This window comes from Streptomyces iconiensis (assembly GCF_028657195.3).
In the GTDB taxonomy this organism is placed as follows: domain Bacteria; phylum Actinomycetota; class Actinomycetes; order Streptomycetales; family Streptomycetaceae; genus Streptomyces; species Streptomyces iconiensis.
The window spans coordinates 128120-149138 of the sequence record NZ_JANCPR020000008.1; the positions used below are offsets into that span (position 1 = coordinate 128120).

Sequence of the window (21019 nt, forward strand, 5' to 3'; positions counted from 1 at the left end):
CGCCTACCGCACCCGCGTACGCGGAGACGGACTCGAAGGCGTACGCGGAGACGGGCCGCATGACGACCTTCCCCACGTGCGCCCTGCGGGCGAGTGCCTCCCGTGCCCCGGCGGCCTGGTCCAGTGGGAACGTCGCGGCGACGACGGGCCCGGGTGCCACGCGTGAACTCCCGTCTCCACGACGCTCTCTGCGCCCTCGCACATGCCTACGTCCCGCCGGAAGCCGGCCGCGCTGACCGCGCGGACCGCGCCGACCGCGAGGGCCGCGCCGACCGTACGGTGACCGTGGAAGAAGGAGGCGTGGGTACGCTCGCCGACCGCCCGGACGGCACCGTCGTACGGGTCGGCCACCTCGTCGCCAAGGCCCACGCACCGGACGCCGACACCTCGGCCCTGGCCACCCGGATCGCCCTGGCCGCCCACCCAGCCCACGCCGGCATCCTCCTCCCGCCCGCGTCCCCGCCCGCCTCTCCGCCCGACGTCCGGTCCGAGTTCCCCTCCCCGCCCATGCCGTACGGGCCCCCGCCCGCGACCGCGCCCTCGCGCCTGCCTCTCACGGCGCTGCCGTACGGCCGCCCGGCGAGCGTGTGGCCGTACGGGACCCCCGTGGACCCTGCGCGCCCAGAGGCAGCGCCATGGGAGGCGGCGGGCGCGCTGCTCGCCCGGCTCCACACGGCGCCGCGCCCGCAACTGCCCACGCCCGTACCGCTCATGCGCGGCCCCGCCAAAGCCGCCAGGGCCCTCGCGCGGATGCGGCGGGCAGGCGCTGCCGGCGTACCGGTGGCGCACACGTCGGCAGCAGCCGCTGTCGAGCGGGCCTGGGCCTCGCTGCCGGCCTGGTGCCGTGACGAGGCTCCGCCGCCCCGCGCCACTGCCCTGTGCCATGGCGACTTCCACCTCGGCCAGCTCGTCCGCCACCCCGCACCCGACGGCCCCTGGCACCTGATCGACGTCGATGACCTCGGCCTGGGCGACCCCGCCTGGGATCTCGCGCGCCCCGCCTCCTGGTACGCCACAGGGCTGCTGCCGCCGTCCGACTGGGAACGCTTCCTCGGCGCCTACGCGCGCACCAGGGAGGCAGCGGAGACGCGGGAGTTCGGCGACCCGTGGCCCGATCTCGAAGCGCCGGCCGCCGCGTTGACGGCGCAGACGGCCGCGCTCGCGATCGCGAAGGCCCGTACGGCGGCCCGTGCGCTGGACGAGGCCGAGGAGGCGTGCGTCGACGCGTGCGCCAGGATCGCCGCCCTCAACGCCCGTTCCGAACTGCCCGCTCCCCAGGGGCCGTAGGCTGGTGCCCGACCGTGAGAACCGGGAGCCGGGCAGCCCGCGCGACCGGTGAGAGAGGAAGACGACGATGATGCAGTGCCCCAAGTGCGGTGCGCCGATGAGCACGTACAACCGCAACGGCGTCCAGATAGAGCAGTGCGGCGGTTGCCGCGGAATCTTCCTTGACTACGGCGAACTGGAGGCCCTCACCAGGATGGAGGCCCAGTGGTCCCAGCCCGGCCCCCCGCAGCCAGGCCCCCCGCCCGGCGGTCCGCAGTCCTACCCGGCCGGACCCGCGTGGGGCGCCCCGCATCAGGGTTCGCACGGCCACCAGGGGCACTACGGCCAGCACGGCCACCACGGCCACAAGAAGGGCTTCGGACGGATGCTCTTCTCCTCCTGAGCCCCGCGTCCTGAGCCCCAAGAACAGACAGGCCAGGAACAGACGAAGAGGGCCCCGGCCGATACGGCCGGGGCCCTCTTCATGTGTGGACGATACTGGGATTGAACCAGTGACCTCTTCCGTGTCAGGGAAGCGCTCTCCCGCTGAGCTAATCGTCCATGCGGTGCTGTGGCTCTCGGGGGACGACCCCCGAACCCCCAGCCGTCGCTGTGGTTCTCCGGGGGACGACCCCCGAACCCCCAGCCGGTAAAGCGTGCGCGGTACTGGGATTGAACCAGTGACCTCTTCCGTGTCAGGGAAGCGCTCTCCCGCTGAGCTAACCGCGCGGGAGGTCCTTGCGGACCAGTGGACGATACTGGGATTGAACCAGTGACCTCTTCCGTGTCAGGGAAGCGCTCTCCCGCTGAGCTAATCGTCCTTGGAGGTGGAGACGGGATTTGAACCCGTGTAGACGGCTTTGCAGGCCGTTGCCTCGCCTCTCGGCCACTCCACCAGGAGCGTGGGGGTTCGGGAAGATCCCCCACTTCGAGCGGACGACCAGGTTCGAACTGGCGACCTCAACCTTGGCAAGGTTGCGCTCTACCAACTGAGCTACGTCCGCGCGGCCCCGGTTCGCTTGTGCGTTCCGGCGACGTGTTGAACTTTAGCTGATTCCCGGGCCAGCTCAAATTCCGTTTCCGCAGCGTGGCCGCGCAGTCGCCCCCCATAGACTCGCTCCCGTGTCCGATCTGACCCCGCTCGCCCGCTTCGGCGGAAGCCTCGCCACCGACCTGCGTGATGTCACCAGCGACCCCGAGGCGCTGGACTCGAACGGCTGGTGGGCCGTGATCGCGGACTTCGAGGGCGGGTTGCGCTGTGCCCGCTTCGGAGACGTACGGCCCGCGCCCGTTCCCCGGCCCGTGCCAGGTCGCTGGCAGGGCCCCGCACCCGCGGCCTGGACCAGCTCACTCGATCATGCCGCCTACACCGAAGGCGTACGCCGTATACGTACGTCCATAGCGGCGGGCGACGTCTATCAGGCCAACCTCTGCCGCGTACTGACCGCTCCGCTCCCCGACCCGGAGCCGTCCGCGAGCGACATCGACCAGCTCACCGCGCTCCTCGCCCGGGGCAATCCCGCGCCGTACGCGGGCACCGTGCGCCTTCCCGCGCACGGCATCGAGATCGCGACGGCCTCTCCCGAGCTGTATCTGCGCCGCGACGGGTACACCGTCGAGTCCGGACCGATCAAGGGCACGGGGCGTACGGAGGCCGACCTCCTGGAGAAGGACCACGCCGAGAACGTGATGATCACGGACCTGGTCCGCAACGATCTCGGCCGGGTCTGTGCCCCGGGGAGCATCACCGTCCCCGCCCTCTGCGCCGTCGAGCCGCACCCCGGGCTCGTCCATCTCGTCTCCACCGTGCGCGGTGAACTCGCGGAAGCGGGCGGTTCCGGGCGCGGTGGCTGGGCCCGGCTGCTGGCGGGCACCTTCCCGCCCGGCTCCGTCACGGGAGCACCCAAGTCCAGTGCTCTGCGCATCATCGGCGAGCTGGAGACCGCGTCGCGCGGCCCGTACTGCGGAGGCATCGGCTGGGTCGACGCCGACCGGGGTACCGCCGAGCTGGCCGTCGGCATACGGACCTTCTGGATCGAACGTGACGGCGCCGCGCCCCCCGTACTGCGCTTCGGTACCGGGGCGGGGATCACCTGGGGCTCCGACCCGGAACAGGAGTGGCAGGAGACCGAGCTCAAGGCGTCCAGGCTGCTCGCGGTAGCGTCAGGGGGGTACGAGACGCGCGGCCCGGCGCCGGACACCGTGACCGTCCGGCCCCGAACAGCTCCATGAGGTGAACGAGATGAAGATCTGGCTCGACGGCGGACTGCGGGACGCGCACAGCGCGCACATCTCCGTGCTCGATCACGGGCTGACGACGGGTGACGGCGTCTTCGAGACCATCAAGACCACCGAGGGCGTCCCCTTCGCCCTCACCCGCCACCTGGACCGGCTCGCGACCTCGGCACGCGGACTCGGCCTGCCCGAGCCCGACCTCGACGAGGTACGCAGGGCGTGCGCCGCCGTCACCTCGGCCAATCCCATGCGCCGCGGGCGGCTGCGCATCACCTACACCGGCGGCCTCTCGCCGCTGGGGTCCGACAGGGGCGAGGCGACGCCCACGCTCGTCGTCGCGCTCGGCGAGGCCAGCCGCAGGCCCGACACGACCTCCGTCATCACCGTCCCCTGGACACGCAACGAACGCGGCGCACTCGCGGGTCTGAAGACCACCTCCTACGCGGAGAATGTGGTCGCGCTCGCCCGAGCCCGCCAACAGGCCGCCACCGAGGCCCTGTTCGCCAACACGCACGGACAGCTGTGCGAGGGCACGGGATCCAATGTCTTCGTCGTGCTCGACGGCGAACTGCACACACCACCGCTCTCCTCCGGCTGCCTCGCCGGCATCACCCGCGCCCTGACCGTCGAGTGGGCCGGAGCGCGCGAGACCGAGATGCCGATGGACGTGCTGGAACGGGCCGAGGAGATCTTTGTGACCTCCAGCCTCCGCGACGTACAGCCCGTCGCCCGCCTCGACGGCCGCACGCTGCCCGGAGCGCCCGGCCCCGTCACCGCCAAGGCCGTACGCGTCTTCGAGGAGCGCTCAGCCGCCGACATCGACCCGTAGGCGCCCCAGGGAGGGCCCGCGCTCGCAAAACCGGGTGACGGCGGCCGTTCGGGCGGGGTAGAACACCGACGTGACCACCACCCTGCGCCCGACGGGGCCCGAGCACCGCGCCGATGACGGTGTGCGCTCCCGCACGTACAAGATCTGTGTCAACTCCCGCCCCGTGGGCGCCGTACGCCTCGTCTGCGACCCGCGCTCAGGGCAGCCGGTCGGCCGGATGGGCGGTCTGACCGTCGATGAGGGCGAGCGGCGCAGGGGCAGGGGCACCGTCGCCGCGCTCGCGGCCGAGGAGATCCTGCGCAACTGGGGCTGCTCCCGCGTGGAGACCAGCGTTCCGCTCGACCCCGAGGCGGGCGAGGAGGCGGGCCACGCGGCCCCGCACCTGCTGGACGCGCTCGGCTACCAGGAACGCAACCGCAACATGGTCAAGCCGCTGAGCGAGCGCCCCGATCTGCCGCCAGGCAGCACCGTACGCGCCATGACGGACGCCGAGTTCCCCGACTGGTGGACACACGGCCGTGACACGTTCGTCAGGGAGCAGATGGCGCGTGGGTTCACCCGCGAACAGGCCGGGGCCAAGATGGAGGCGACGCGCTTCGCCCAGCTCCCGGACGGCGCCTCGACCCCGGACACATCGCTGCTCACCCTCACCCACGCGGGAGACGACGTCGGCACGGTCTGGATCAGCTACCGCAACCTGCCGCGTACCGACGTGGACGCCTGGATCTTCGACATCGAGGTGCGCGAGGAACGACGCGGCGAAGGCCACGGCCGCGCGATGATGCTGGCCGCCGAGCGCGAGTGCCTCGACGCCGGAAAGCCCTGCCTGGGCCTCAACGTCTTCACCGACAACCCCCGCGCCCAGCGGCTCTACACGTCGCTGGGCTACCGCACGGTGGAGCGCTTCTACGCGAAACCGCTGCTCTGAGCCCCATGCCCTGCTGCGTGCAGCCGGGCGCAAGAGCAGTGACCGGGAGGCGGCGGGGGAGGGGTCAGCGGCCCAGCAGCCCGTCCGCGAGGGACTCGATGCGCTCGCGCAGCCCCTCCTGGCTCTTGCCGCCGTCCAGCCGCTCGCCGGCGATCACATACGTCGGCGTGCCGGTCACCCCGATCGCCTTGCCCTCGGCCTGGTCGGCGTCGACGGCCAGCAGATGCCTGCCGTCGATCAGCGCGGTCTCGAACTCCTCGGAATCCAGGCCCAGTTCGCGGGCCACCTCGATCAGTACCTCCTCGCCGCGCTCGCCCAGATCCCGCGTGCGCGCGAGCACCGCCTCCTCGTAGGCGGGCCCGTTCCCCTGCGCATACGCCTCTTCGGCGGCCTGTGCGGCGGCGTAGGCGTACTTGTGCCGCTCCAGGGGGAAGTGCCGGAAGCGGATCTCCAGCGTGTCCCCGTACCGCTCGCGCAGCGCGTGCACGTCGGACATGGCCCGGTGGCAGTCGGGGCACTGGAGCTCGCACCAGACGTCGAGCACGGGGCGTGTGGCCTCGGAGGCGGCGTTCTCGTCCATGGCGACAGTCTCTCAGCCCTGAGACGGGCTCCGACCCCGAGATGTCCCTGAACCGGCAGGCGGGACATGGCCTCTACCGTCCGCACGGTGACAGGATGGAGGCATGCTCACCACGACCGTCTGTGCCGCGCTCTCCGCCGCGGGCCTCGCCGTCGCGTTCCTCACGGCGTGGCGCCGCCGCTTCGTCGCCGCGACGCGCATCGCCGCCGTCTCGCTGCTGCCCGTCGGGCTGGCGATGTCGGGCCTGGTGGGCCTCGCCGGCAAGATTGGCAAGGCGGTCGGCACCTGGGCCGCCGACCTCGTGCTCAAGCCCACGGTCTGGGCCGGTTTCGGGGTGCTGGCCTGCGCCGTCGTGCTCTACGTGATCGCACGCTTCGCCAGTGGCCGCGCCGCCGGGTCCTCCGGCGCCGGCCGCAAGGAGCGCCGCGCGGCGGCGCGCGCCGACCAGCGGCAGGCCACCGAGCCGGCGGCCGGCGCACCCTCACTCGGCTCCGGCGCCTCCCAGGCCCCCGCGAACCCTCCGGCGAAGGCGAAGAAGCCGGGCTCCTCGGGCGGGGACGAGGACTTCTCCGACATCGAGGCCATCCTCAAAAAGCACGGCATCTGAACCCGCGGGGCCCCGGGCCCCTGCCCTCCTGCGGGCACGGTCCGGCAGGCTCGCGGGGCAGGAACAGCCGCACGTTCCGAATGCCCGGTTCCCGGCGTCTAGCACGCGCTCGCCTTCGCGGCGTGATTTTTCGTGAACTCCACGTCAAAAGGGGCGTGTTGTCTGCCGCAGGCCCCACCCCTGCGACATGATCACCGCGAGATGGACACGACGCCGAACTCCGCGATCGAGCTCGACGAGCCGCCCGCCACCGCAGCCGTACCCCCCGCCGACGAGCCGCCCGCGCTCACCGAGCCCAAGGGGTGTCTCTACGCACTCTCCCAACCCCCGTTGATGCTCTTCCTCGCGGTCATCGGGCTCCTTCTGGCCCTCACGGGCGCCCATGACCTCCTGGTGCTGTGAACTGCTCAGCCGCGCGCGGCGCCGGCCGATTCGCGCTGCCGCGCACGGTAGGCGGCCACATGCAGCCTGTTGCCGCAGGTGCGGCTGTCGCAGTACCTGCGCGAGCGGTTGCGTGACAGGTCGACGAAGGCGCGGCGGCAGTCCGGCGCGCAGCACCGGCGCAGCCTGTCGCGCTCCCCGGAGACGAGGAAGAACGCCAGCGCCATGCCGCCGTCGGCCGCGAGGTGCTGTGCGACCGAGGCACCGGGCGCGAAGTAGTGCACGTGCCAGTCGTAGCCGTCGTGGTCGGTGAGCTGCGGCGTCGTACCCGCCTCGGCGACCAGCGCGTTGATCAGCTCGGCCGCCGTACGGGAGTCGTCCGCGGCGAACACTCTCTCGAAGCGCTCGCGCACGGCACGTACGGCCGCCAGGTCGTCCTCGGTGAGGGGGCCGACGTCGCTGACCGCGTTGCGCCGGACGTAGGCGCGCAGATCGGCGACTGAGGCCAGCGCGTCAGGGGTCTCGCCGTCCGCCATGGTGTTCAGGAGGTCGACCGACTGGTCGAGTGCGCACCGGGTGTCGTGGTTGATCTGCACGGATCGCTCCTGCCGTGTCTGGGGACATCCTCCGGCTGATGCCGGAAGAGCCTAGCCGCTCCGGAGCGCGGCGACGCCGCCGCCGCGTACGAGTACGTACGCGGCGGCGGCGTCGCTGTGTGCCGTACACGAAGTGCGGCGGGCACACGGCCTGCCGGGCCCCGCGAGCCGTCGCCCCGAGTCGGACGGCTGCGGTGACCGGCGGTCTCAGCTCTCGGCGAGAATGTGCGAGAGCTCGGTGTCGAGGTCGAAGTGACGGTGTTCGGTACCGGGTGGCACGGCCGCGTCGGTTCGCTTCAGGAAGGATTCCAGCGCCCGCGCCGGGGCTTCGAGCAGGGCCTCGCCCTCAGGGGAACTGAGGGCGATGCAGGCCACGGACTGACCGTGGCTGCGGGACGGCCAGACACGGACGTCCCCGGTGCCCGTGGGCCGATGGAGGCCCTCGGCGAGGAGATCGCGGGCGAAGACCCACTCCACGGTCTCCTCGGCACCGGTGTGGAAGGTGGCGTGCACGGCGTAGGGGTCCGCCGTGTCGTACCGCAGGCCCGCGGGTACAGGCAGTGAGGACTCGCTCGAAACAACGAGGCGCAGGTGCAGCTCACAGCTCACCGTTGTGTTCATAAGCGCCAGGGCCTTTCGCTCAGTGTGCGCTCGGGGGTTCGCACGTCGGCGCAATCGACATGCCACCTACGCGCCGGTTGTAAACCCCTCTGACTGATTTGTACGGAACCAACCCCTTCGTAGGGCTCTTGTGGGATTTTCGGAGTGCCGCCAATTCAGTGACCCGTCGTGAGGGAAAGGGGTCGGGTACCTTGTCCCCTATGAGTGCGGAGAGTGACGTGAAGCCGCTCGGCTCCCGGGCCCCCGACTTCATCCAGGCTTCGCGGCCACTGCATCTGAGCTGGCGGGTCGGGATCTTCCTGGTCGGCCTGGCCATCGTGGTCGCCGGAGTCGTCATGCTGGTCCTGCCCGGCCCCGGCTGGCTGGTGATCTTCGGAGGCATGGCCGTGTGGGCCACCGAGTTCATCTGGGCCCAGCACGTGCTGCGCTGGACCAAGCGGAAGCTGCACGAGGGGACGCAGTGGTGGAAGCGGCGCAGGGAGCTGCGGCGGGAGCGCAAGAAGCTCGACTGATGGTCCTGGGCACCCGTTGACATGCGGTAACCTTGTGCGGGCCAGCGGGCGATTAGCTCAGCGGAAGAGCGCTTCGTTCACACCGAAGAGGTCACTGGTTCGAACCCAGTATCGCCCACAGCGCACAGGGGCCCGGAAGCCGAACAGCTTCCGGGCCCCTGCTGTTGTCCCGTCTCATCGACTCCGGAGGTGAACCGATGAGACCGAACCACTACCGCTTCCGGAGCGTGTGGACGCTCCCGGCGCAGCGCTCGCGGGTGTACGCCGTGCTCAGCAGGGCCGAGGACTACCCGCTGTGGTGGCCGCAGGTACGGGCCGTGGCCCCGGCCGGCGAACGGTCCGGGACCGGTCGCATCCGTTCCGTGCTGCCCTACTACCTCGACCTCACCGTGCGCATGACGCGGCGCGATCCCGATGCGGGAGTGCTGGAGATCAGCATGGCGGGCGATCTGGAGGGGTGGGCCCGGTGGACGGTGCGCGCGTACGGCGGAGGCACCGTCGCGCTCTTCGAGCAGGAGGTCGAGGTGCGCAAGCCGCTGATGCGCTTGCTCGCCGTGCCCGCACGGCCTCTCTTCCGCGCCAACCACGCGCTGATGATGCGCGGTGGGCGGCGGGGCCTGCGCGAGCTGCTGAGAAGGGGTTTGGATGAAGAGCGAGAGCCGTTGTAGTGTCTGCACGTGCCGCAGCGCCAAGAGCGGGCGGGCCGGGGCGATTAGCTCAGCGGAAGAGCGCTTCGTTCACACCGAAGAGGTCACTGGTTCGAACCCAGTATCGCCCACCCCTGGTTCGTTGAAGAAGTTGAAGAAGCAGCCACCGAAGAGGCCGCACCGTCATCCGGCGGAGCGGCCTTTTTCCATGCGCAGCGGCCAGGCGGGACGGACGGTGCGCCCCGCGCTGCCGAGCGCGAACCAGGGTGTGGGGCCGTGCGCTTGGGCCGCGTACCAGACCGCCTGGAGCGTGTGCAGTTCGGCGGGGGACAGGCGGGAGAGCCGCGGCGCGAAGCCGCTCCCCAGCCGCCGCACCACACGCAGTGCCGCCGTCGCGTCGCCCGCTGACCCGGTGCCTGCCCCGGTCCCGGTATCCGGCTCCGGAACGCCGTAGCGCGCGCACAGTTCGGGGAGCGAACGGGACACGGGACGCGCGCGGTCGAGGTGGTGGTCCAGGACGCGCGGGTCCAGCACGCACAGTGACGAGAGGGCGAGATAGTCCGTCAGCCGCGCGCCGCGTGTCCTGTGCAACTCGCGGTCCAGCAGCGTCAGGGCGTACGGCGCGTCCGCCACGACCAGTGGCGTACCGGCCCGCCAGTGCACCGTCAGCGCGCGGGCCACCTTCTCCATCGCCTCGCCCTGCCTGCGGGCCGCGCCCACCGGCCACTCCCGCACCCCGAACGGGGCGTCGTGCGCGGGCTGCGTCACCAGCGCGGCAGAGTCGATCCTGTCGTCCTCGACGGGCGGCCCCGCCGAGCGCAGCGCGAAGGCCGCCAGCGGTGCCTCGTACCAGTAGTCCATCGGCCGCTCTCCCGATTTCCCGTGCATCCGAGGCCCGTACAGCAGTACGGCCACGAGCAGGTGATACCGCAGCGCGTACGCGGCCAACCACGGCAGTTTGCCGTCCCGTTCCACGGTCAGGAGACAGGGAGGGAACGGCCCGGAGACGGAGACCCTGATGCGAGTCGGCGCCGACGACGGCGATGAGATCCACTGGCGGCGCGAGCTGCCTGACAGCAACAGAGCGGCGGCCTGGCGTGCCCGGCAGAAGCTGGCGGCGGCAGCCCGGGCCATGCTGTGCGCGGGAGCACTGGCCGCGCGCGAGCGCACCGGATACCACGGAGCGCGCAGGGAACAGCACGCACACGCGTACGCGGAGCGTGCCACGTTCGACGAGGGGCCCGAAGAGGGGCGTGGCGGGCGGCAGTTGACCGCACGGATACCGGCGGCGGGCGAAGGACAGCGGCGCGCGCTCGTCGTGCTCTGCCGGGCCCTGCGCGCGACGGCCGACGCCGTGTGCCGCTACCGCGCGACCGGCGCCATGGAGGCGTTCGACGCGGCCGTCGAACGCGGCGTCTGCCAGGAACTGACCGACGCCGTGCACCAGTTGGTGCGCGGCACCGAGGGCGTACGGATCACCGTCGTCTGGTCCCGTACCGCCGGTGCGCCCGAGGGCTGTCCCGAGCGGCCTGCGCCCGTGGTCTTCACCCCGGGCGACATCCCCGCGCTGGAGCAGGCCGGGCGGCGCTACATGCGGGACGAGCCCTCCGTGCCCGTACGCGTGACCGGTGCCGTGGTGCGGCTGCGCCGGGCCGAGCCCGCGGGGCCGGGCTCCGTGCGGCTGCGGGTGCTCGCGGGCGCCGAGGTGACGCAGGTGCGGGCGCGGCTGGACGAGGAGGCGTACCGCACGGCCGTGCACGCCCACCTCGCGGGGCTTCCGCTGCGGGTGAGCGGCGTGCTGGAGAGCGGCGGCGGCTTCCGTCGCATCACGGGGGCGCACGGGGTCACGCCGGTGCCGCTCCCTGATGCGGCCAGGGAGCGGCTGCTGAAGTCGCTACGGGGCGGGCTCGACGGGTTCGAGCGTGGACTGTACGGACCGGGAAGCGGGCCCCACGGGCCGGGAAACGGGCCGCAAGGACCGGAATGCGTGCCCGGCGGCTGAGAGGCAGGCGAGGGCTGCCCGTAAACCGTTTCGCGGTCGGGGCCACCGGCTCGGTACGATTCGACCGCGCGGTGACGGCCGCGTATCCCAGGCAAGAGTCAGGAGAGACCGGTGTCAGATGTCCGCGTGACCATCCAACGCGATTCCGAGCGGGAAGAGCGCGTGGTGACGACGGGCACTACGGCCGCCGCCCTCTTCGAAGGCGAGCGCTCCGTGATCGCGGCGCGCGCCGGGGGCGAGCTGAAGGACCTCGCCTACGAGCCGGCCGACGGTGAGGTGATCGAGCCCGTCGACATCACCAGCGACGACGGGCTGGCCATCCTGCGCCACTCCACCGCGCACGTCATGGCCCAGGCGGTGCAGGACCTCTTCCCCGAGGCCAAGCTCGGCATCGGCCCGCCCATCAAGGACGGCTTCTACTACGACTTCGATGTCGCCGAGCCCTTCACCCCGGACGACGTCAAGCGCATCGAGAAGAAGATGCAGCAGATCCAGAAGCAGGGCCAGCGCTTCTCCCGCCGGGTCACCACCGACGAGGACGCGCGTGAGGAGCTGGCGGACGAGCCGTACAAGCTGGAGCTGATCGGCCTCAAGGGCAACGCCTCCGACGCGGCGGACGGGGCCTCGGCCGAGGTCGGCGGCGGCGAGCTGACGATCTACGACAACCTCGACCGCAAGAGCGGCGAGCTGTGCTGGAAGGACCTGTGCCGGGGTCCGCACCTGCCCACCACCCGTATGATCCCGGCCTTCAAGCTGATGCGCTCGGCGGCGGCCTACTGGCGGGGCAGCGAGCGCAATCCGCAGCTCCAGCGGATCTACGGCACCGCGTGGCCCTCCAAGGAAGAGCTGAAGGCGCACCTGGAGTTCCTCGCCGAGGCCGAGAAGCGTGACCACCGCAAGCTGGGCACCGAGCTGGACCTCTTCTCCATTCCGGAGGAGATCGGCTCGGGCCTCGCGGTCTTCCACCCCAAGGGTGGCACCGTGCGCCGGGTCATGGAGGACTACTCCCGCAAGCGGCACGAGGAGTCGGGGTACGAGTTCGTCTACACCCCGCACGCGACCAAGGCGAAGCTCTTCGAGAAGTCGGGCCACCTGGACTGGTACGCGGACGGCATGTACCCGCCCATGCAGCTGGACGAGGGCACCGATTACTACCTCAAGCCCATGAACTGCCCCATGCACCACCTGATCTTCGACGCGCGGGGCCGCTCGTACCGGGAACTGCCCCTGCGGCTCTTCGAGTTCGGCACGGTCTACCGGTACGAGAAGTCCGGCGTGGTGCACGGCCTCACCCGGGCCAGGGGCTTCACCCAGGACGACTCGCACATCTACTGCACCAGGGAGCAGATGGCGACCGAGCTGGACTCGCTGCTCACCTTCGTGCTGAACCTGCTGCGCGACTACGGCCTGGACGACTTCTACCTGGAACTGTCGACCAAGGACCCGGAGAAGTTCGTCGGGTCGGACGAGGTCTGGGAGGAGTCGACCGAGGTCCTGCGGCAGGCGGCCGAGAAGCAGGGCCTCCCGCTGACCCCCGACCCGGGCGGCGCCGCGTTCTACGGGCCGAAGATCTCCGTGCAGGCGCGGGACGCCATCGGCCGCACCTGGCAGATGTCCACGATCCAGCTCGACTTCAACATGCCGGAGCTGTTCGACCTGGAGTACACCGCTGCTGACGGCTCCCGCCAGCGGCCCGTGCTGATCCACAGGGCGCTGTTCGGGTCCATCGAGCGGTTCTTCGCGGTGCTGCTGGAGCACTACGCGGGCGCGTTCCCGGCGTGGCTGGCCCCGGTGCAGGCGGTCGGCATCCCGATCAGCGACGACCACGTGCCGTACTTGGACGAGTTCGCCGCCGCCGCGAAGGCCAAGGGGCTGCGGGTCGAGGTGGACTCGTCGTCCGACCGGATGCAGAAGAAGATCCGTAACGCTCAGAAGGCCAAAACGCCGTTCATGGTGATCGCCGGTGACGAGGACATCGCCAACGGCGCTGTCTCCTTCCGGTACCGGGACGGGTCCCAGAAGAACGGGGTTCCGAAGGACGAGGCGATCGCGGAGATCCTGGACGTGGTGGAGCGCCGCGTGCAGGTGTGAGCCGCACCCCGCGACTGCGGGGTTCCATGAGGGGCAGCTCACCGGGGCTGCCCCTCATCATGCGTAACACCCCGTGGGAATAAGCTGGGCCGCATGACGAGTGAGCCGGAGCAGCAGATCGGAGTGGGAACGCCGGACGCGTTCCAGCGCCTGTGGACCCCGCACCGCATGGCGTACATCCAGGGCGAGAACAAGCCGAGTGGCCCCGGCTCCGAAGAGGGGTGCCCGTTCTGTGCGATCCCGGAGAAATCCGACGAGGACGGGCTGATCATCGCGCGGGGCGAGCAGGTCTACGCGGTGCTCAACCTTTACCCCTACAACGGCGGCCACCTCATGACGGTCCCGTTCCGGCATGTCGCGGACTACACCGAGCTGACCGAGGTGGAGACCGCCGAGCTGGCGGAGTTCACCAAGCGGGCGATGACCGTGCTGCGCCGGGTCTCGGGCGCGCACGGCTTCAACCTCGGGATGAACCAGGGCACTGTCGCCGGTGCCGGGATCGCCGCGCACCTGCACCAGCACGTGGTGCCGCGCTGGGGAGGCGACACCAACTTCATGCCCGTCGTCGGCCATACGAAGGTGCTGCCCCAGCTCCTCGCCGACACCAGGGCGATGCTCGCCGAAGCCTGGTGAGGCTGCCGGTCAGGCGTCGTACGAGTCGGCCTTCTTCGGCGTCGGGTCCTGTACGGCGCCGCTGAGGTTGAGGGAGCGGCTGCCGAACTTCTCCACGTCGCAGCCGTTCTCCGCCAGTACCTTGATCGCGGCTCCGTGTACGACCCGTAGCACCGGGGTCGCCGCACGGAGCGCGTCGTCGGCCATGAAGCGGTGGCGCCACGGCTTGTCCGCCCACGCGTGCCGCAGCCCGAAGGGTTCGGGCAGGGCGAGCTTGCCGCCGAGGTAGTCCAGCACCGGCGGGAACCAGGTGAGGGGCGCGCGGGCCGTGAGGCGTACGACCTCCCTGGGCTCCACCAGCGGCAGCTTGACCGTCCTGGTCTCCCAGAACTTCACGCTCTTGGCGACCTGTTTGGTCTTCGCCGACGGGCCGCCCATGAACAGGCCGTGCACGGGGCCGAGGGCATGGCCCGTGACCTCGATGCGCAGGGTGTGGTGCAGCACCGTCACGGTGATCAGCAGCGTGATGACCAGCTGTCCGTCCCAGAGCACGAACTGGACGCCGAGGTAGTGCCTGTTGCCCGCGCCGAACTGCTGCTCGTTGCAGATGCGCTGTATCTCGAAGTCCCTGATGCGGTAGCCCTCGACCTCCTGTCCTTCGGGGCGCTTGACGGCCTTGGCCTTCTCGGCGATGGGCGAGACGATCCAGTGCCGTATCGAGGGGGTCGGGAAGCCGCCGGTGTGCAGGGGGCCGCGCTCCAGCAGGCGCAGCTGGTCGTGGATGGCGCGGACGACGTCCCAGCTGCGGAAGGGGTTGATGTCGTCCTCGCCCTGTGCCGGGACGAGTTCCTCGGCGAGCTGCCAGCTGCCCCAGCGGGTGCCCATGCCGAGTATCCCCTTGGGGCCGGCGTAGTAGACGAGGTTGCTGGCCTGCTCGGCGGCCACCTTCGCGAGCCCGAGCCGGATGCGTTCGGCGCCCGCGTCGCCCGGGTCCTGGGGCACCGCCTCGGGGATCTTCGCGCCGACCCCGCCGCCGCCCAGCAGGCCGGACCAGCGGCCCCGCAGATCCTTGGCGTAGCGCTCACAGATCTGCTTGGCCCACAGCCAGCCGATCACGGGCGTGATGAGCATGGCCCGCAGATACAGGGCCCAGAAGCCGCCGAAGGGCAGCTTGATGGCGAAGAGAACGATCAGCGCGCCCACGGCGACCATGGCGACCATGCCGAAGGCGCCCGCCCGCTTGTCCTTGGAGCCCGCGATCGTACGGCGGAGCTGGAAGGCGCCCAGCCACAGCAGCACACCGGGCAGGAACAGGATCCCGAACAGGACCATGACCAGGGTCAGTTGGGAGTCGCGCTGTTTGCGTACGCGGGTGGCGGCGAGGCAGTGCTCGACCACGGTCTGGGGTTCGATGCCGAAGGACTGGATGAGCGGGTTGCGGGCGCCGCCGAGCAGCCGGGTCTGTATCGCGCGCGAGAACGCCTCGCCCAGGTTGGGTTCGAACAGCGAGATCCTGGGCTTCTTGAACTCGGCCTCTTCGTTGATGGCGATCAGCTTCTCCACCGCGTCGTCGCGGTAGGCCGCCGAGGCGAGGGCCTGGGTGGCGGCTGTCTGTCCGGCCGCTCCGGAGAGCGGGATCTGTGCGCCTGGCCTGAAGTCGGATGCCGCGTCGGCACCGCTGGAATCGTCGAACCCGGCCACTGGGCCCCCACTTCGCTCGGATCTGCTCGCGGCGCCACGCCCGGGCCTGCTTGCGGAAGTGCCGCCGACCACGACGGCTTCCCAACTGCCGTGGTCGGCACACATCTTGTCCCAGCCTAGTGTCGTCAGCGGCCGTTCGTCGTACTGCCCTCCTCTTCGAGGATCTTGGCCGCGAGCTGCTGGGGCATGGGTTCGTGACGTGCGTACGTACGGGAGAATCTGCCCGTTCCGTGGGACATGGAACGCAGGTCCACCGCGTATCTGCTCAGCTCGATCTCGGGGATGAGCGCGCGCACCAGCGTGCTTCCGTCCGCCGCTTGTTCCGTGCCCACGACCCTGCCTCGCCGCCCCGACAGGTCGCTCATGACGGCGCCCACGTAGTCGTCGGCGACCACGATCCTCAGTTCGGCGACCGGTTCGAGGAGATGGACGCCGGCCTGGTTGGCGCACTCACGGAGGGCGAGCGCTCCCGCGGTCTGGAAGGCGGCGTCCGAGGAGTCGACGGAGTGCGCCTTGCCGTCGGACAGGGTGACGCGCACATCGACCAGCGGGGAGCCGGCCGCGACGCCCTTGGCCGCCTGGGCGCGTACGCCCTTCTCGACGGACGGGATGAACTGGCGGGGCACGGCGCCGCCCACGACCTTGTCGACGAACTCGATGCCCGAGCCGCCCGGCAGGGGTTCGACCGTGATCTCGCAGATCGCGAACTGCCCGTGTCCGCCGGACTGTTTGACGTGCCGTCCCCTTCCCGTTGCCGGCGCGGCGAACGTCTCGCGCAGGGACACCTTGTGCGGAACCGTGTCGACCTGGACGCCGTAGCGCGTACGCAGCCGCTCCAGCGCCACATCCATGTGGGCCTCGCCCAGACACCACAGGACGAGCTGATGGGTGTCGGGGTTCTGCTCCAGGCGCATGGTCGGGTCCTCGGCGACCAGCCTGGCAAGCCCCTGGGAGAGCTTGTCCTCGTCTGCCTTGCTGTGTGCCTGGATGGCGACGGGCAGCAGGGGATCGGGCATGACCCAGGGCTCCATGAGCAGCGGATCGTCCTTGGCCGAGAGGGTGTCGCCGGTCTCGGCGCGGCTCAGCTTCGCGACGCACGCCAGGTCGCCGGCTATGGCCTTGTCCAGGGCGCGCTGCTGCTTGCCGAAGGGGGCCGAGAGTGCGCCGATGCGCTCGTCCAGCTCGTGCAGGGACCGGTCCTCGGGGTCCCTGCCCTCCAGGCCGTGCCCGGAGACATGCACGGTTTCGTCGGGGCGGAGGGTGCCGGAGAAGACGCGTACGAGAGAGACGCGTCCCACGTACGGGTCGGAGGAGGTCTTGACCACCTCGGCAGCGAGCGGCCCCGCCGGGTCGCAGCTGAGCCGGGGCCGTGGCGCTCCGAGCGGGGTGGTGACCTCGGGTATCTCGCGCTCCTCCGGTGTCGGGAAGCCGCCCGTGACCAGTTCCAGCAGCTCGACCGTGCCGAGGCCCTGCCGGCCACCGTCGGCGGCCGGAGCAGCGGCGAGCACCGGGTGGAAGACGCCGCGCGCGACGGCCTTCTCCAGGTCCTGGACGAGGGTCTTGACGTCGCACTCCTCGCCGCCGAGGTAGCGCTCCATCAGGGTCTCGTCCTCGCTCTGCGCGATGATGCCCTCGATGAGCCGGTTCCTGGCCTCCGCGATGAGCCCGGTGTGCTCCTCGCCGGGCTCGCGTTCGGTGCGGCTGCCCGAGGAGTAGTCGAAGAGGCGCTGGGTCAGCAGCCCGACGAGGCCCGTGACCGGTGCGCTGCCGTCCGCGCGCCGCCGGCCTTCGAGGGGGAGGTAGAGGGGGATGACGGCGTCGGGGTCGTCGCCGCCGAAGACGCGCTGGCACAGTGCTGTCATCTCGTCGAAGTCGGCACGGGCCGCGTCGAGATGGGTGATGACGATGGCGCGCGGCATGCCGACGGCCGCGCACTCCTCCCACACGAGGCGGGTCGCGCCGTCCACTCCATCGGCTGCCGAGACAACGAAAAGGGCGGCATCCGCCGCCCGTAGCCCGGCCCGCAGCTCCCCGACGAAGTCGGCATAGCCGGGGGTGTCCAGCACATTGATCCTGATGCTGTTCCAGTTCAGTGGCACCAGCGAGAGCTGTACGGAGCGCTGCTGCCTGTGCTCGATCTCGTCGTAGTCGGACAGGGAGCCGCCGTCCTCCACCCTGCCCGCCCGGTTCACGGCGCCCGCGGTGAGGGCGAGAGCGTCGACGAGGGTCGTCTTTCCCGCTCCGCTGTGGCCGACCAGTACCACGTTCCGTATGGAAGCGGGATGGTCGGCCGCCGCTGCCCTGCCGGCGGCTCCGGGGTGTGCGTTCGCTTTGTCGGCCATGTGTCCCGCCTTCCGGTTGACACCTGCTGGACCACGCCGAAGGGGCCCAGGGATCGCGAAGACCACGGTTCTTCGAGCTTTCCACCGCCGCGGGAAGGCGTCCATACGTTGAACAGGGCGCTACCGGACGGTGTGCGCGGAGCGCCGCCGTCGCGTGGCTACGATGGGCCAGCCGATGGCCACATCGCCATGCGGCTCACTCACGACCCTTCGGGACGGCCATGCTGAACAAGTACGCGCGTGCTTTCTTCACGCGTGTCCTCACGCCATTCGCCGCGATGCTGCTGCGCCTGGGGGTGAGCCCCGACGCCGTCACCCTGGTCGGCACCGGGGGAGTGATGGCGGGCGCGCTGGTCTTCTACCCCATGGGCGAGTTCTTCTGGGGCACCGTCGTGATCACGCTGTTCGTCTTCTCGGACCTGGTCGACGGCAACATGGCCAGGCAGCTGGGGCGTTCCAGCAGATGGGGCGCTTTCCTGGACTCGACGCTCGACCGGGTGGCGGACGCCGCGATCTTCGCCGGCATCGCGCTCTGGTACGCGGGCCGGGGCGACAGCCTCACGCTGTGCGCGGTCACCCTCTTCTGTCTGGCCAGCGGCCAGGTCGTGTCGTACACCAAGGCGCGGGGCGAGAGCATCGGCCTGCCCGTGAACGTCAACGGGCTGGTGGAGCGGGCCGAGCGGCTGGTCATCACGCTGGTTCTCGCGGGCCTCTCAGGCTTCGAGCTGACTTTCGGCGTCCCCTATATCGACGTGCTGCTGCCGGTCGCGCTGTGGGTGGTGGCGGCGGGCAGCGCCGTCACACTCGGCCAGCGTGTGGTGACCGTACGCCGGGAGGCGGCCGAGGCCGACGCGCCGTCAGCCGGGGGCGAAGCCGAAGGGGACGGCGGGGACGGCGCGCGGGAAGCGCCCGCTGCCGGGCAGGAGAAGGGGAGGACCGCGTGAGCACAGCGCGCGACCGGCTCACCGACGGGCTCTACGGGCTGGGCTGGGCGGGGGTCAGGAAGCTGCCGGAACCCGCGGCTGCCGCGCTCGGACGGCGCGTGGCCGACACCACGTGGAAGCGCCGCGGCAAGGGCGTGACCAGGCTGGAGTCCAACCTCGCACGCGTGGTGCCCGACGCGTCGACGGCGTATCTGCGCAGGCTCTCGCACGCCGGGATGCGCTCGTACATGCGCTACTGGATGGAGTCCTTCCGGCTGCCTTCCTGGAGCGAGCGGCGCATCAACGAGGGCGTCGAGATCGAAGGGCTGCACCATCTGACGGACGGGCTCGCCTCCGACCGCGGTGTGGTCCTCGCGCTGCCGCACATGGCCAACTGGGACCTGGCGGGCGCCTGGGCGGTGACCGCGCTGAAGACGCCGTTCACGACGGTCGTCGAGCGGCTCAAGCCCGAGTCGCTGTACGACAGGTTCGTCGCCTACCGCGAGGGCCTGGGCATGGAGGTGCTGCCGCACGCGGGCGGCTCGGCGTTCGGCACCCTGGCGCGCAGGCTGCGGGCCGGCGGGTTCGTGTGCCTGGTCGCCGACCGCGATCTGTCGGCGGGCGGTATCGAGGTGAAGTTCTTCGGCGAGACCGCGCGGATGCCGGGTGGCCCCGCGATGCTGGCGCAGCAGACCAACGCGCTGCTGCTGCCGGTGACGCTGTGGTACGACGAGACCCCCGTCATGAAGGGCCGCGTCCATCCGCCCGTCGAGGTGCCCGACATCGAGGGGCGCAGGGAGCGGGTGGCGGCCATGACGCAGACCGTCGCCGATGTCTTCGCGTCGGGGATCACCGAACACCCGGAGGACTGGCACATGCTCCAGCGGCTGTGGGTCGCGGACCTGGAACCGTCCTCCGGCGCGGAGACCGGGGCCAGGGGTAAGGGGGAGGGATGAGGATCGGCATCGTCTGCCCGTACTCCTGGGACGTACCGGGTGGCGTCCAGTTCCACATCCGCGATCTGGCCGAGCACCTGATCGGACTCGGGCATCAGGTGTCCGTCCTCGCGCCGTCGGACGACGAGACCCCCCTGCCGCCGTACGTCGTCTCGGCGGGCCGGGCCGTACCCGTCCCGTACAACGGCTCGGTCGCACGGCTCAACTTCGGTTTCCTCTCGGCCGCGCGCGTACGCCGCTGGGTGCACGAGGGCGACTTCGACGTACTGCACATCCACGAGCCGGCCACGCCCTCGCTGGCGCTGCTCGCCTGCTGGTCGGCGCAGGGCCCGATCGTCGCCACGTTCCACACCTCCAACCCGCGCTCCCGGATCATGATCGCGGCGTATCCGATCCTCCAGCCGGCGCTGGAGAAGATCAGCGCCCGTATCGCCGTGAGCGAGTACGCGCGCCGCACCCTTGTCGAGCACCTTGGCGGGGACGCCGTCACCATCCCCAACGGTGTCGACGTGGACTTCTTCGCCGGCGCCGAACCCAAGAGCGAGTGGCAGGGCGGCCCCGAGGGCCGCACGATCGGCTTCATCGGCCGTATCGACGAGCCACGCAAGGGACTTCCGGTGCTGATCAAGGCGCTGCCCCGGATCCTGGAGGAGGCCCCGGGCACCCGGCTGCTGGTGGCGGGCAGGGGCGACGAGGAGGAGGCCGTCGCCTCCCTGCCGGAGAAGATGCGCGAGAGCGTGGAGTTCCTCGGCATGGTCAGCGACGAGGACAAGGCACGGCTGCTGCGCAGCGTCGACCTGTACGTGGCACCCAACACGGGCGGTGAGTCCTTCGGCATCATCCTCGTCGAGGCGATGTCGGCCGGGGCGCCGGTGCTCGCCAGCGACCTGGACGCCTTCGAGCAGGTGCTCGACGGGGGAGCGGCGGGCCAGCTGTTCCCCAACGAACAGGCCGACGCGCTCGCCACCGCTGCCGTCAGCCTGCTCGCCGACCCCGAGCGCCGTGCCGAACTGCGCGCACGCGGCACACGGCACGTGCGGCGCTTCGACTGGAGCACCGTGGGCGCCGACATCCTCGCCGTGTACGAGACCGTCGCCGACGGCGCCGCCTCCGTGGCGCCCGACGAACGCATCGGGCTGCGCGCGCGGCTCGGCCTGGCCCGGGACTGACGACCGAGGACCGATACCACG

Annotated in this window: 21 protein-coding genes and 7 tRNA genes; 17 read left to right on the plus strand and 11 right to left on the minus strand. The window is 70.9% G+C overall.

The window, feature by feature from the left end; genetic code table 11:
- The first annotated feature begins 279 nt into the window (after positions 1-279).
- Positions 280-1287: a phosphotransferase gene (locus NMN56_RS10205; RefSeq protein WP_274039354.1), complete on the plus strand. Its 1008-nt coding sequence runs from the start codon at positions 280-282 to the stop codon at positions 1285-1287.
- A gap of 70 nt (positions 1288-1357) precedes the next feature.
- Positions 1358-1669: a TFIIB-type zinc ribbon-containing protein gene (locus NMN56_RS10210; RefSeq protein WP_274039355.1), complete on the plus strand. Its 312-nt coding sequence runs from the start codon at positions 1358-1360 to the stop codon at positions 1667-1669.
- A gap of 86 nt (positions 1670-1755) precedes the next feature.
- Here NMN56_RS10210 and NMN56_RS10215 read toward each other — a convergent pair.
- The 5 genes from NMN56_RS10215 to NMN56_RS10235 form a co-directional block, all read right to left on the minus strand.
- Positions 1756-1827 (minus strand) — tRNA-Val (locus tag NMN56_RS10215).
- Positions 1828-1923: 96 nt separating this feature from the next.
- A tRNA-Val gene (locus NMN56_RS10220) sits at positions 1924-1995 on the minus strand.
- A 20-nt stretch (positions 1996-2015) separates the two neighbouring features.
- Positions 2016-2087 (minus strand) — tRNA-Val (locus NMN56_RS10225).
- Between the two features lies 1 nt (position 2088).
- Positions 2089-2162: transfer RNA gene (locus tag NMN56_RS10230), tRNA-Cys, on the minus strand.
- Between the two features lie 35 nt (positions 2163-2197).
- Positions 2198-2270: transfer RNA gene (locus NMN56_RS10235), tRNA-Gly, on the minus strand.
- A 118-nt stretch (positions 2271-2388) separates the two neighbouring features.
- On the opposite strand from NMN56_RS10235, the gene NMN56_RS10240 reads away from it, so the two are divergent.
- From NMN56_RS10240 to NMN56_RS10250, 3 genes are all read left to right on the plus strand, one after another.
- On the plus strand, positions 2389-3498 hold the full coding sequence (locus NMN56_RS10240; RefSeq protein WP_274038863.1) for a chorismate-binding protein: 1110 nt from the start codon (positions 2389-2391) through the stop codon (positions 3496-3498).
- Between the two features lie 10 nt (positions 3499-3508).
- Positions 3509-4330, plus strand: coding sequence for an aminotransferase class IV (locus NMN56_RS10245; protein ID WP_274038864.1), 822 nt, complete (start codon positions 3509-3511; stop codon positions 4328-4330).
- A gap of 70 nt (positions 4331-4400) precedes the next feature.
- Positions 4401-5258: a GNAT family N-acetyltransferase gene (locus NMN56_RS10250; protein WP_274038865.1), complete on the plus strand. Its 858-nt coding sequence runs from the start codon at positions 4401-4403 to the stop codon at positions 5256-5258.
- A gap of 64 nt (positions 5259-5322) precedes the next feature.
- On the opposite strand, the gene NMN56_RS10255 is transcribed toward NMN56_RS10250, so the two are convergent.
- Positions 5323-5838 carry a DsbA family protein gene (locus NMN56_RS10255; RefSeq protein WP_274038866.1) on the minus strand — a complete coding sequence of 172 codons (516 nt, stop codon included), beginning with the start codon at positions 5836-5838 and terminating at the stop codon, positions 5323-5325.
- A gap of 103 nt (positions 5839-5941) precedes the next feature.
- Here NMN56_RS10255 and NMN56_RS10260 point away from each other — a divergent pair, with 103 nt between their 5' ends.
- Both NMN56_RS10260 and NMN56_RS10265 read left to right on the plus strand, forming a co-directional pair.
- Positions 5942-6445 (plus strand): hypothetical protein, encoded by a 504-nt coding sequence (locus NMN56_RS10260; protein ID WP_274038867.1) that lies wholly within the window; start codon positions 5942-5944, stop codon positions 6443-6445.
- A 201-nt stretch (positions 6446-6646) separates the two neighbouring features.
- A complete protein-coding gene (locus NMN56_RS10265; RefSeq protein ID WP_274038868.1) occupies positions 6647-6847 on the plus strand; it encodes a hypothetical protein in 201 nt (66 codons plus the stop codon).
- Between the two features lie 5 nt (positions 6848-6852).
- Here NMN56_RS10265 and NMN56_RS10270 read toward each other — a convergent pair whose 3' ends face one another.
- On the minus strand, positions 6853-7422 hold the full coding sequence (locus NMN56_RS10270) for a CGNR zinc finger domain-containing protein (protein WP_274038869.1): 570 nt from the start codon (positions 7420-7422) through the stop codon (positions 6853-6855).
- Between the two features lie 207 nt (positions 7423-7629).
- Positions 7630-8043: an SsgA family sporulation/cell division regulator gene (locus tag NMN56_RS10275; protein ID WP_026005227.1), complete on the minus strand. Its 414-nt coding sequence runs from the start codon at positions 8041-8043 to the stop codon at positions 7630-7632.
- A gap of 200 nt (positions 8044-8243) precedes the next feature.
- Here NMN56_RS10275 and NMN56_RS10280 point away from each other — a divergent pair, with 200 nt between their 5' ends.
- The 4 genes from NMN56_RS10280 (at position 8244) to NMN56_RS10295 (ending at position 9333) form a co-directional block, all read left to right on the plus strand.
- Positions 8244-8555: a TIGR02611 family protein gene (locus NMN56_RS10280; protein WP_430542520.1), complete on the plus strand. Its 312-nt coding sequence runs from the start codon at positions 8244-8246 to the stop codon at positions 8553-8555.
- Positions 8556-8601: 46 nt separating this feature from the next.
- Positions 8602-8673 (plus strand) — tRNA-Val (locus NMN56_RS10285).
- Positions 8674-8752: 79 nt separating this feature from the next.
- A complete protein-coding gene (locus tag NMN56_RS10290; RefSeq protein ID WP_274038870.1) occupies positions 8753-9223 on the plus strand; it encodes an SRPBCC family protein in 471 nt (156 codons plus the stop codon).
- A 38-nt stretch (positions 9224-9261) separates the two neighbouring features.
- Positions 9262-9333 (plus strand) — tRNA-Val (locus NMN56_RS10295).
- 52 nt (positions 9334-9385) lie between these two features.
- Here NMN56_RS10295 and NMN56_RS10300 read toward each other — a convergent pair.
- Complete coding sequence (locus tag NMN56_RS10300) at positions 9386-10063, minus strand: 3'-5' exonuclease family protein (protein ID WP_430542525.1); 678 nt, start codon at positions 10061-10063, stop codon at positions 9386-9388.
- 157 nt (positions 10064-10220) lie between these two features.
- On the opposite strand from NMN56_RS10300, the gene NMN56_RS10305 reads away from it, so the two are divergent.
- From NMN56_RS10305 to NMN56_RS10315, 3 genes are all read left to right on the plus strand, one after another.
- Positions 10221-11204, plus strand: a complete 984-nt coding sequence (locus tag NMN56_RS10305) for a hypothetical protein (RefSeq protein ID WP_274038872.1) — start codon at positions 10221-10223, stop codon at positions 11202-11204.
- A 111-nt stretch (positions 11205-11315) separates the two neighbouring features.
- Positions 11316-13295: a threonine--tRNA ligase gene (gene thrS, locus NMN56_RS10310; protein WP_274038873.1), complete on the plus strand. Its 1980-nt coding sequence runs from the start codon at positions 11316-11318 to the stop codon at positions 13293-13295.
- 93 nt (positions 13296-13388) lie between these two features.
- Positions 13389-13928 (plus strand): HIT family protein, encoded by a 540-nt coding sequence (locus NMN56_RS10315; RefSeq protein ID WP_274038874.1) that lies wholly within the window; start codon positions 13389-13391, stop codon positions 13926-13928.
- Between the two features lie 9 nt (positions 13929-13937).
- Here the strand turns inward: NMN56_RS10315 and NMN56_RS10320 are convergent, their stop codons facing one another.
- Together NMN56_RS10320 and NMN56_RS10325 are read right to left on the minus strand one after the other, a co-directional pair.
- Positions 13938-15608 (minus strand): hypothetical protein, encoded by a 1671-nt coding sequence (locus NMN56_RS10320; RefSeq protein ID WP_274038875.1) that lies wholly within the window; start codon positions 15606-15608, stop codon positions 13938-13940.
- Positions 15609-15733: 125 nt separating this feature from the next.
- Positions 15734-17950, minus strand: a complete 2217-nt coding sequence (locus NMN56_RS10325) for an elongation factor G-like protein EF-G2 (protein ID WP_274038876.1) — start codon at positions 17948-17950, stop codon at positions 15734-15736.
- A 221-nt stretch (positions 17951-18171) separates the two neighbouring features.
- Here NMN56_RS10325 and pgsA point away from each other — a divergent pair, with 221 nt between their 5' ends.
- From pgsA to NMN56_RS10340, 3 genes are read left to right on the plus strand one after another with little or no spacing between them, the layout of a single operon-like run.
- Positions 18172-18894, plus strand: coding sequence for a phosphatidylinositol phosphate synthase (pgsA, locus tag NMN56_RS10330; RefSeq protein ID WP_274038877.1), 723 nt, complete (start codon positions 18172-18174; stop codon positions 18892-18894).
- A complete protein-coding gene (locus NMN56_RS10335; protein ID WP_274038878.1) occupies positions 18891-19829 on the plus strand; it encodes a phosphatidylinositol mannoside acyltransferase in 939 nt (312 codons plus the stop codon). Before pgsA ends, NMN56_RS10335 begins: the two co-directional genes overlap by 4 nt.
- Positions 19826-20998 carry a glycosyltransferase family 4 protein gene (locus tag NMN56_RS10340; protein ID WP_274038879.1) on the plus strand — a complete coding sequence of 391 codons (1173 nt, stop codon included), beginning with the start codon at positions 19826-19828 and terminating at the stop codon, positions 20996-20998. Before NMN56_RS10335 ends, NMN56_RS10340 begins: the two co-directional genes overlap by 4 nt.
- The last annotated feature ends 21 nt before the right edge of the window (positions 20999-21019 follow it).

What these genes read in the sequence shown, in the direction of transcription:
- NMN56_RS10300 (WP_430542525.1), bottom strand. Translation starts at nt 10,063, where the DNA reads ATGGACTACTGGTACGAGGCACCGCTGGCGGCCTTCGCGCTGCGCTCG.
- NMN56_RS10265 (WP_274038868.1), top strand. Translation starts at nt 6,647, where the DNA reads ATGGACACGACGCCGAACTCCGCGATCGAGCTCGACGAGCCGCCCGCC.
- NMN56_RS10325 (WP_274038876.1), bottom strand. Translation starts at nt 17,950, where the DNA reads ATGGCCGACAAAGCGAACGCACACCCCGGAGCCGCCGGCAGGGCAGCG.
- NMN56_RS10340 (WP_274038879.1), top strand. Translation starts at nt 19,826, where the DNA reads ATGAGGATCGGCATCGTCTGCCCGTACTCCTGGGACGTACCGGGTGGC.
- pgsA (WP_274038877.1), top strand. Translation starts at nt 18,172, where the DNA reads ATGCTGAACAAGTACGCGCGTGCTTTCTTCACGCGTGTCCTCACGCCA.
- NMN56_RS10245 (WP_274038864.1), top strand. Translation starts at nt 3,509, where the DNA reads ATGAAGATCTGGCTCGACGGCGGACTGCGGGACGCGCACAGCGCGCAC.
- NMN56_RS10255 (WP_274038866.1), bottom strand. Translation starts at nt 5,838, where the DNA reads ATGGACGAGAACGCCGCCTCCGAGGCCACACGCCCCGTGCTCGACGTC.
- NMN56_RS10210 (WP_274039355.1), top strand. Translation starts at nt 1,358, where the DNA reads ATGCAGTGCCCCAAGTGCGGTGCGCCGATGAGCACGTACAACCGCAAC.
- NMN56_RS10315 (WP_274038874.1), top strand. Translation starts at nt 13,389, where the DNA reads ATGACGAGTGAGCCGGAGCAGCAGATCGGAGTGGGAACGCCGGACGCG.
- NMN56_RS10305 (WP_274038872.1), top strand. Translation starts at nt 10,221, where the DNA reads ATGCGAGTCGGCGCCGACGACGGCGATGAGATCCACTGGCGGCGCGAG.
- NMN56_RS10290 (WP_274038870.1), top strand. Translation starts at nt 8,753, where the DNA reads ATGAGACCGAACCACTACCGCTTCCGGAGCGTGTGGACGCTCCCGGCG.
- NMN56_RS10275 (WP_026005227.1), bottom strand. Translation starts at nt 8,043, where the DNA reads ATGAACACAACGGTGAGCTGTGAGCTGCACCTGCGCCTCGTTGTTTCG.
- NMN56_RS10280 (WP_430542520.1), top strand. Translation starts at nt 8,244, where the DNA reads ATGAGTGCGGAGAGTGACGTGAAGCCGCTCGGCTCCCGGGCCCCCGAC.
- NMN56_RS10260 (WP_274038867.1), top strand. Translation starts at nt 5,942, where the DNA reads ATGCTCACCACGACCGTCTGTGCCGCGCTCTCCGCCGCGGGCCTCGCC.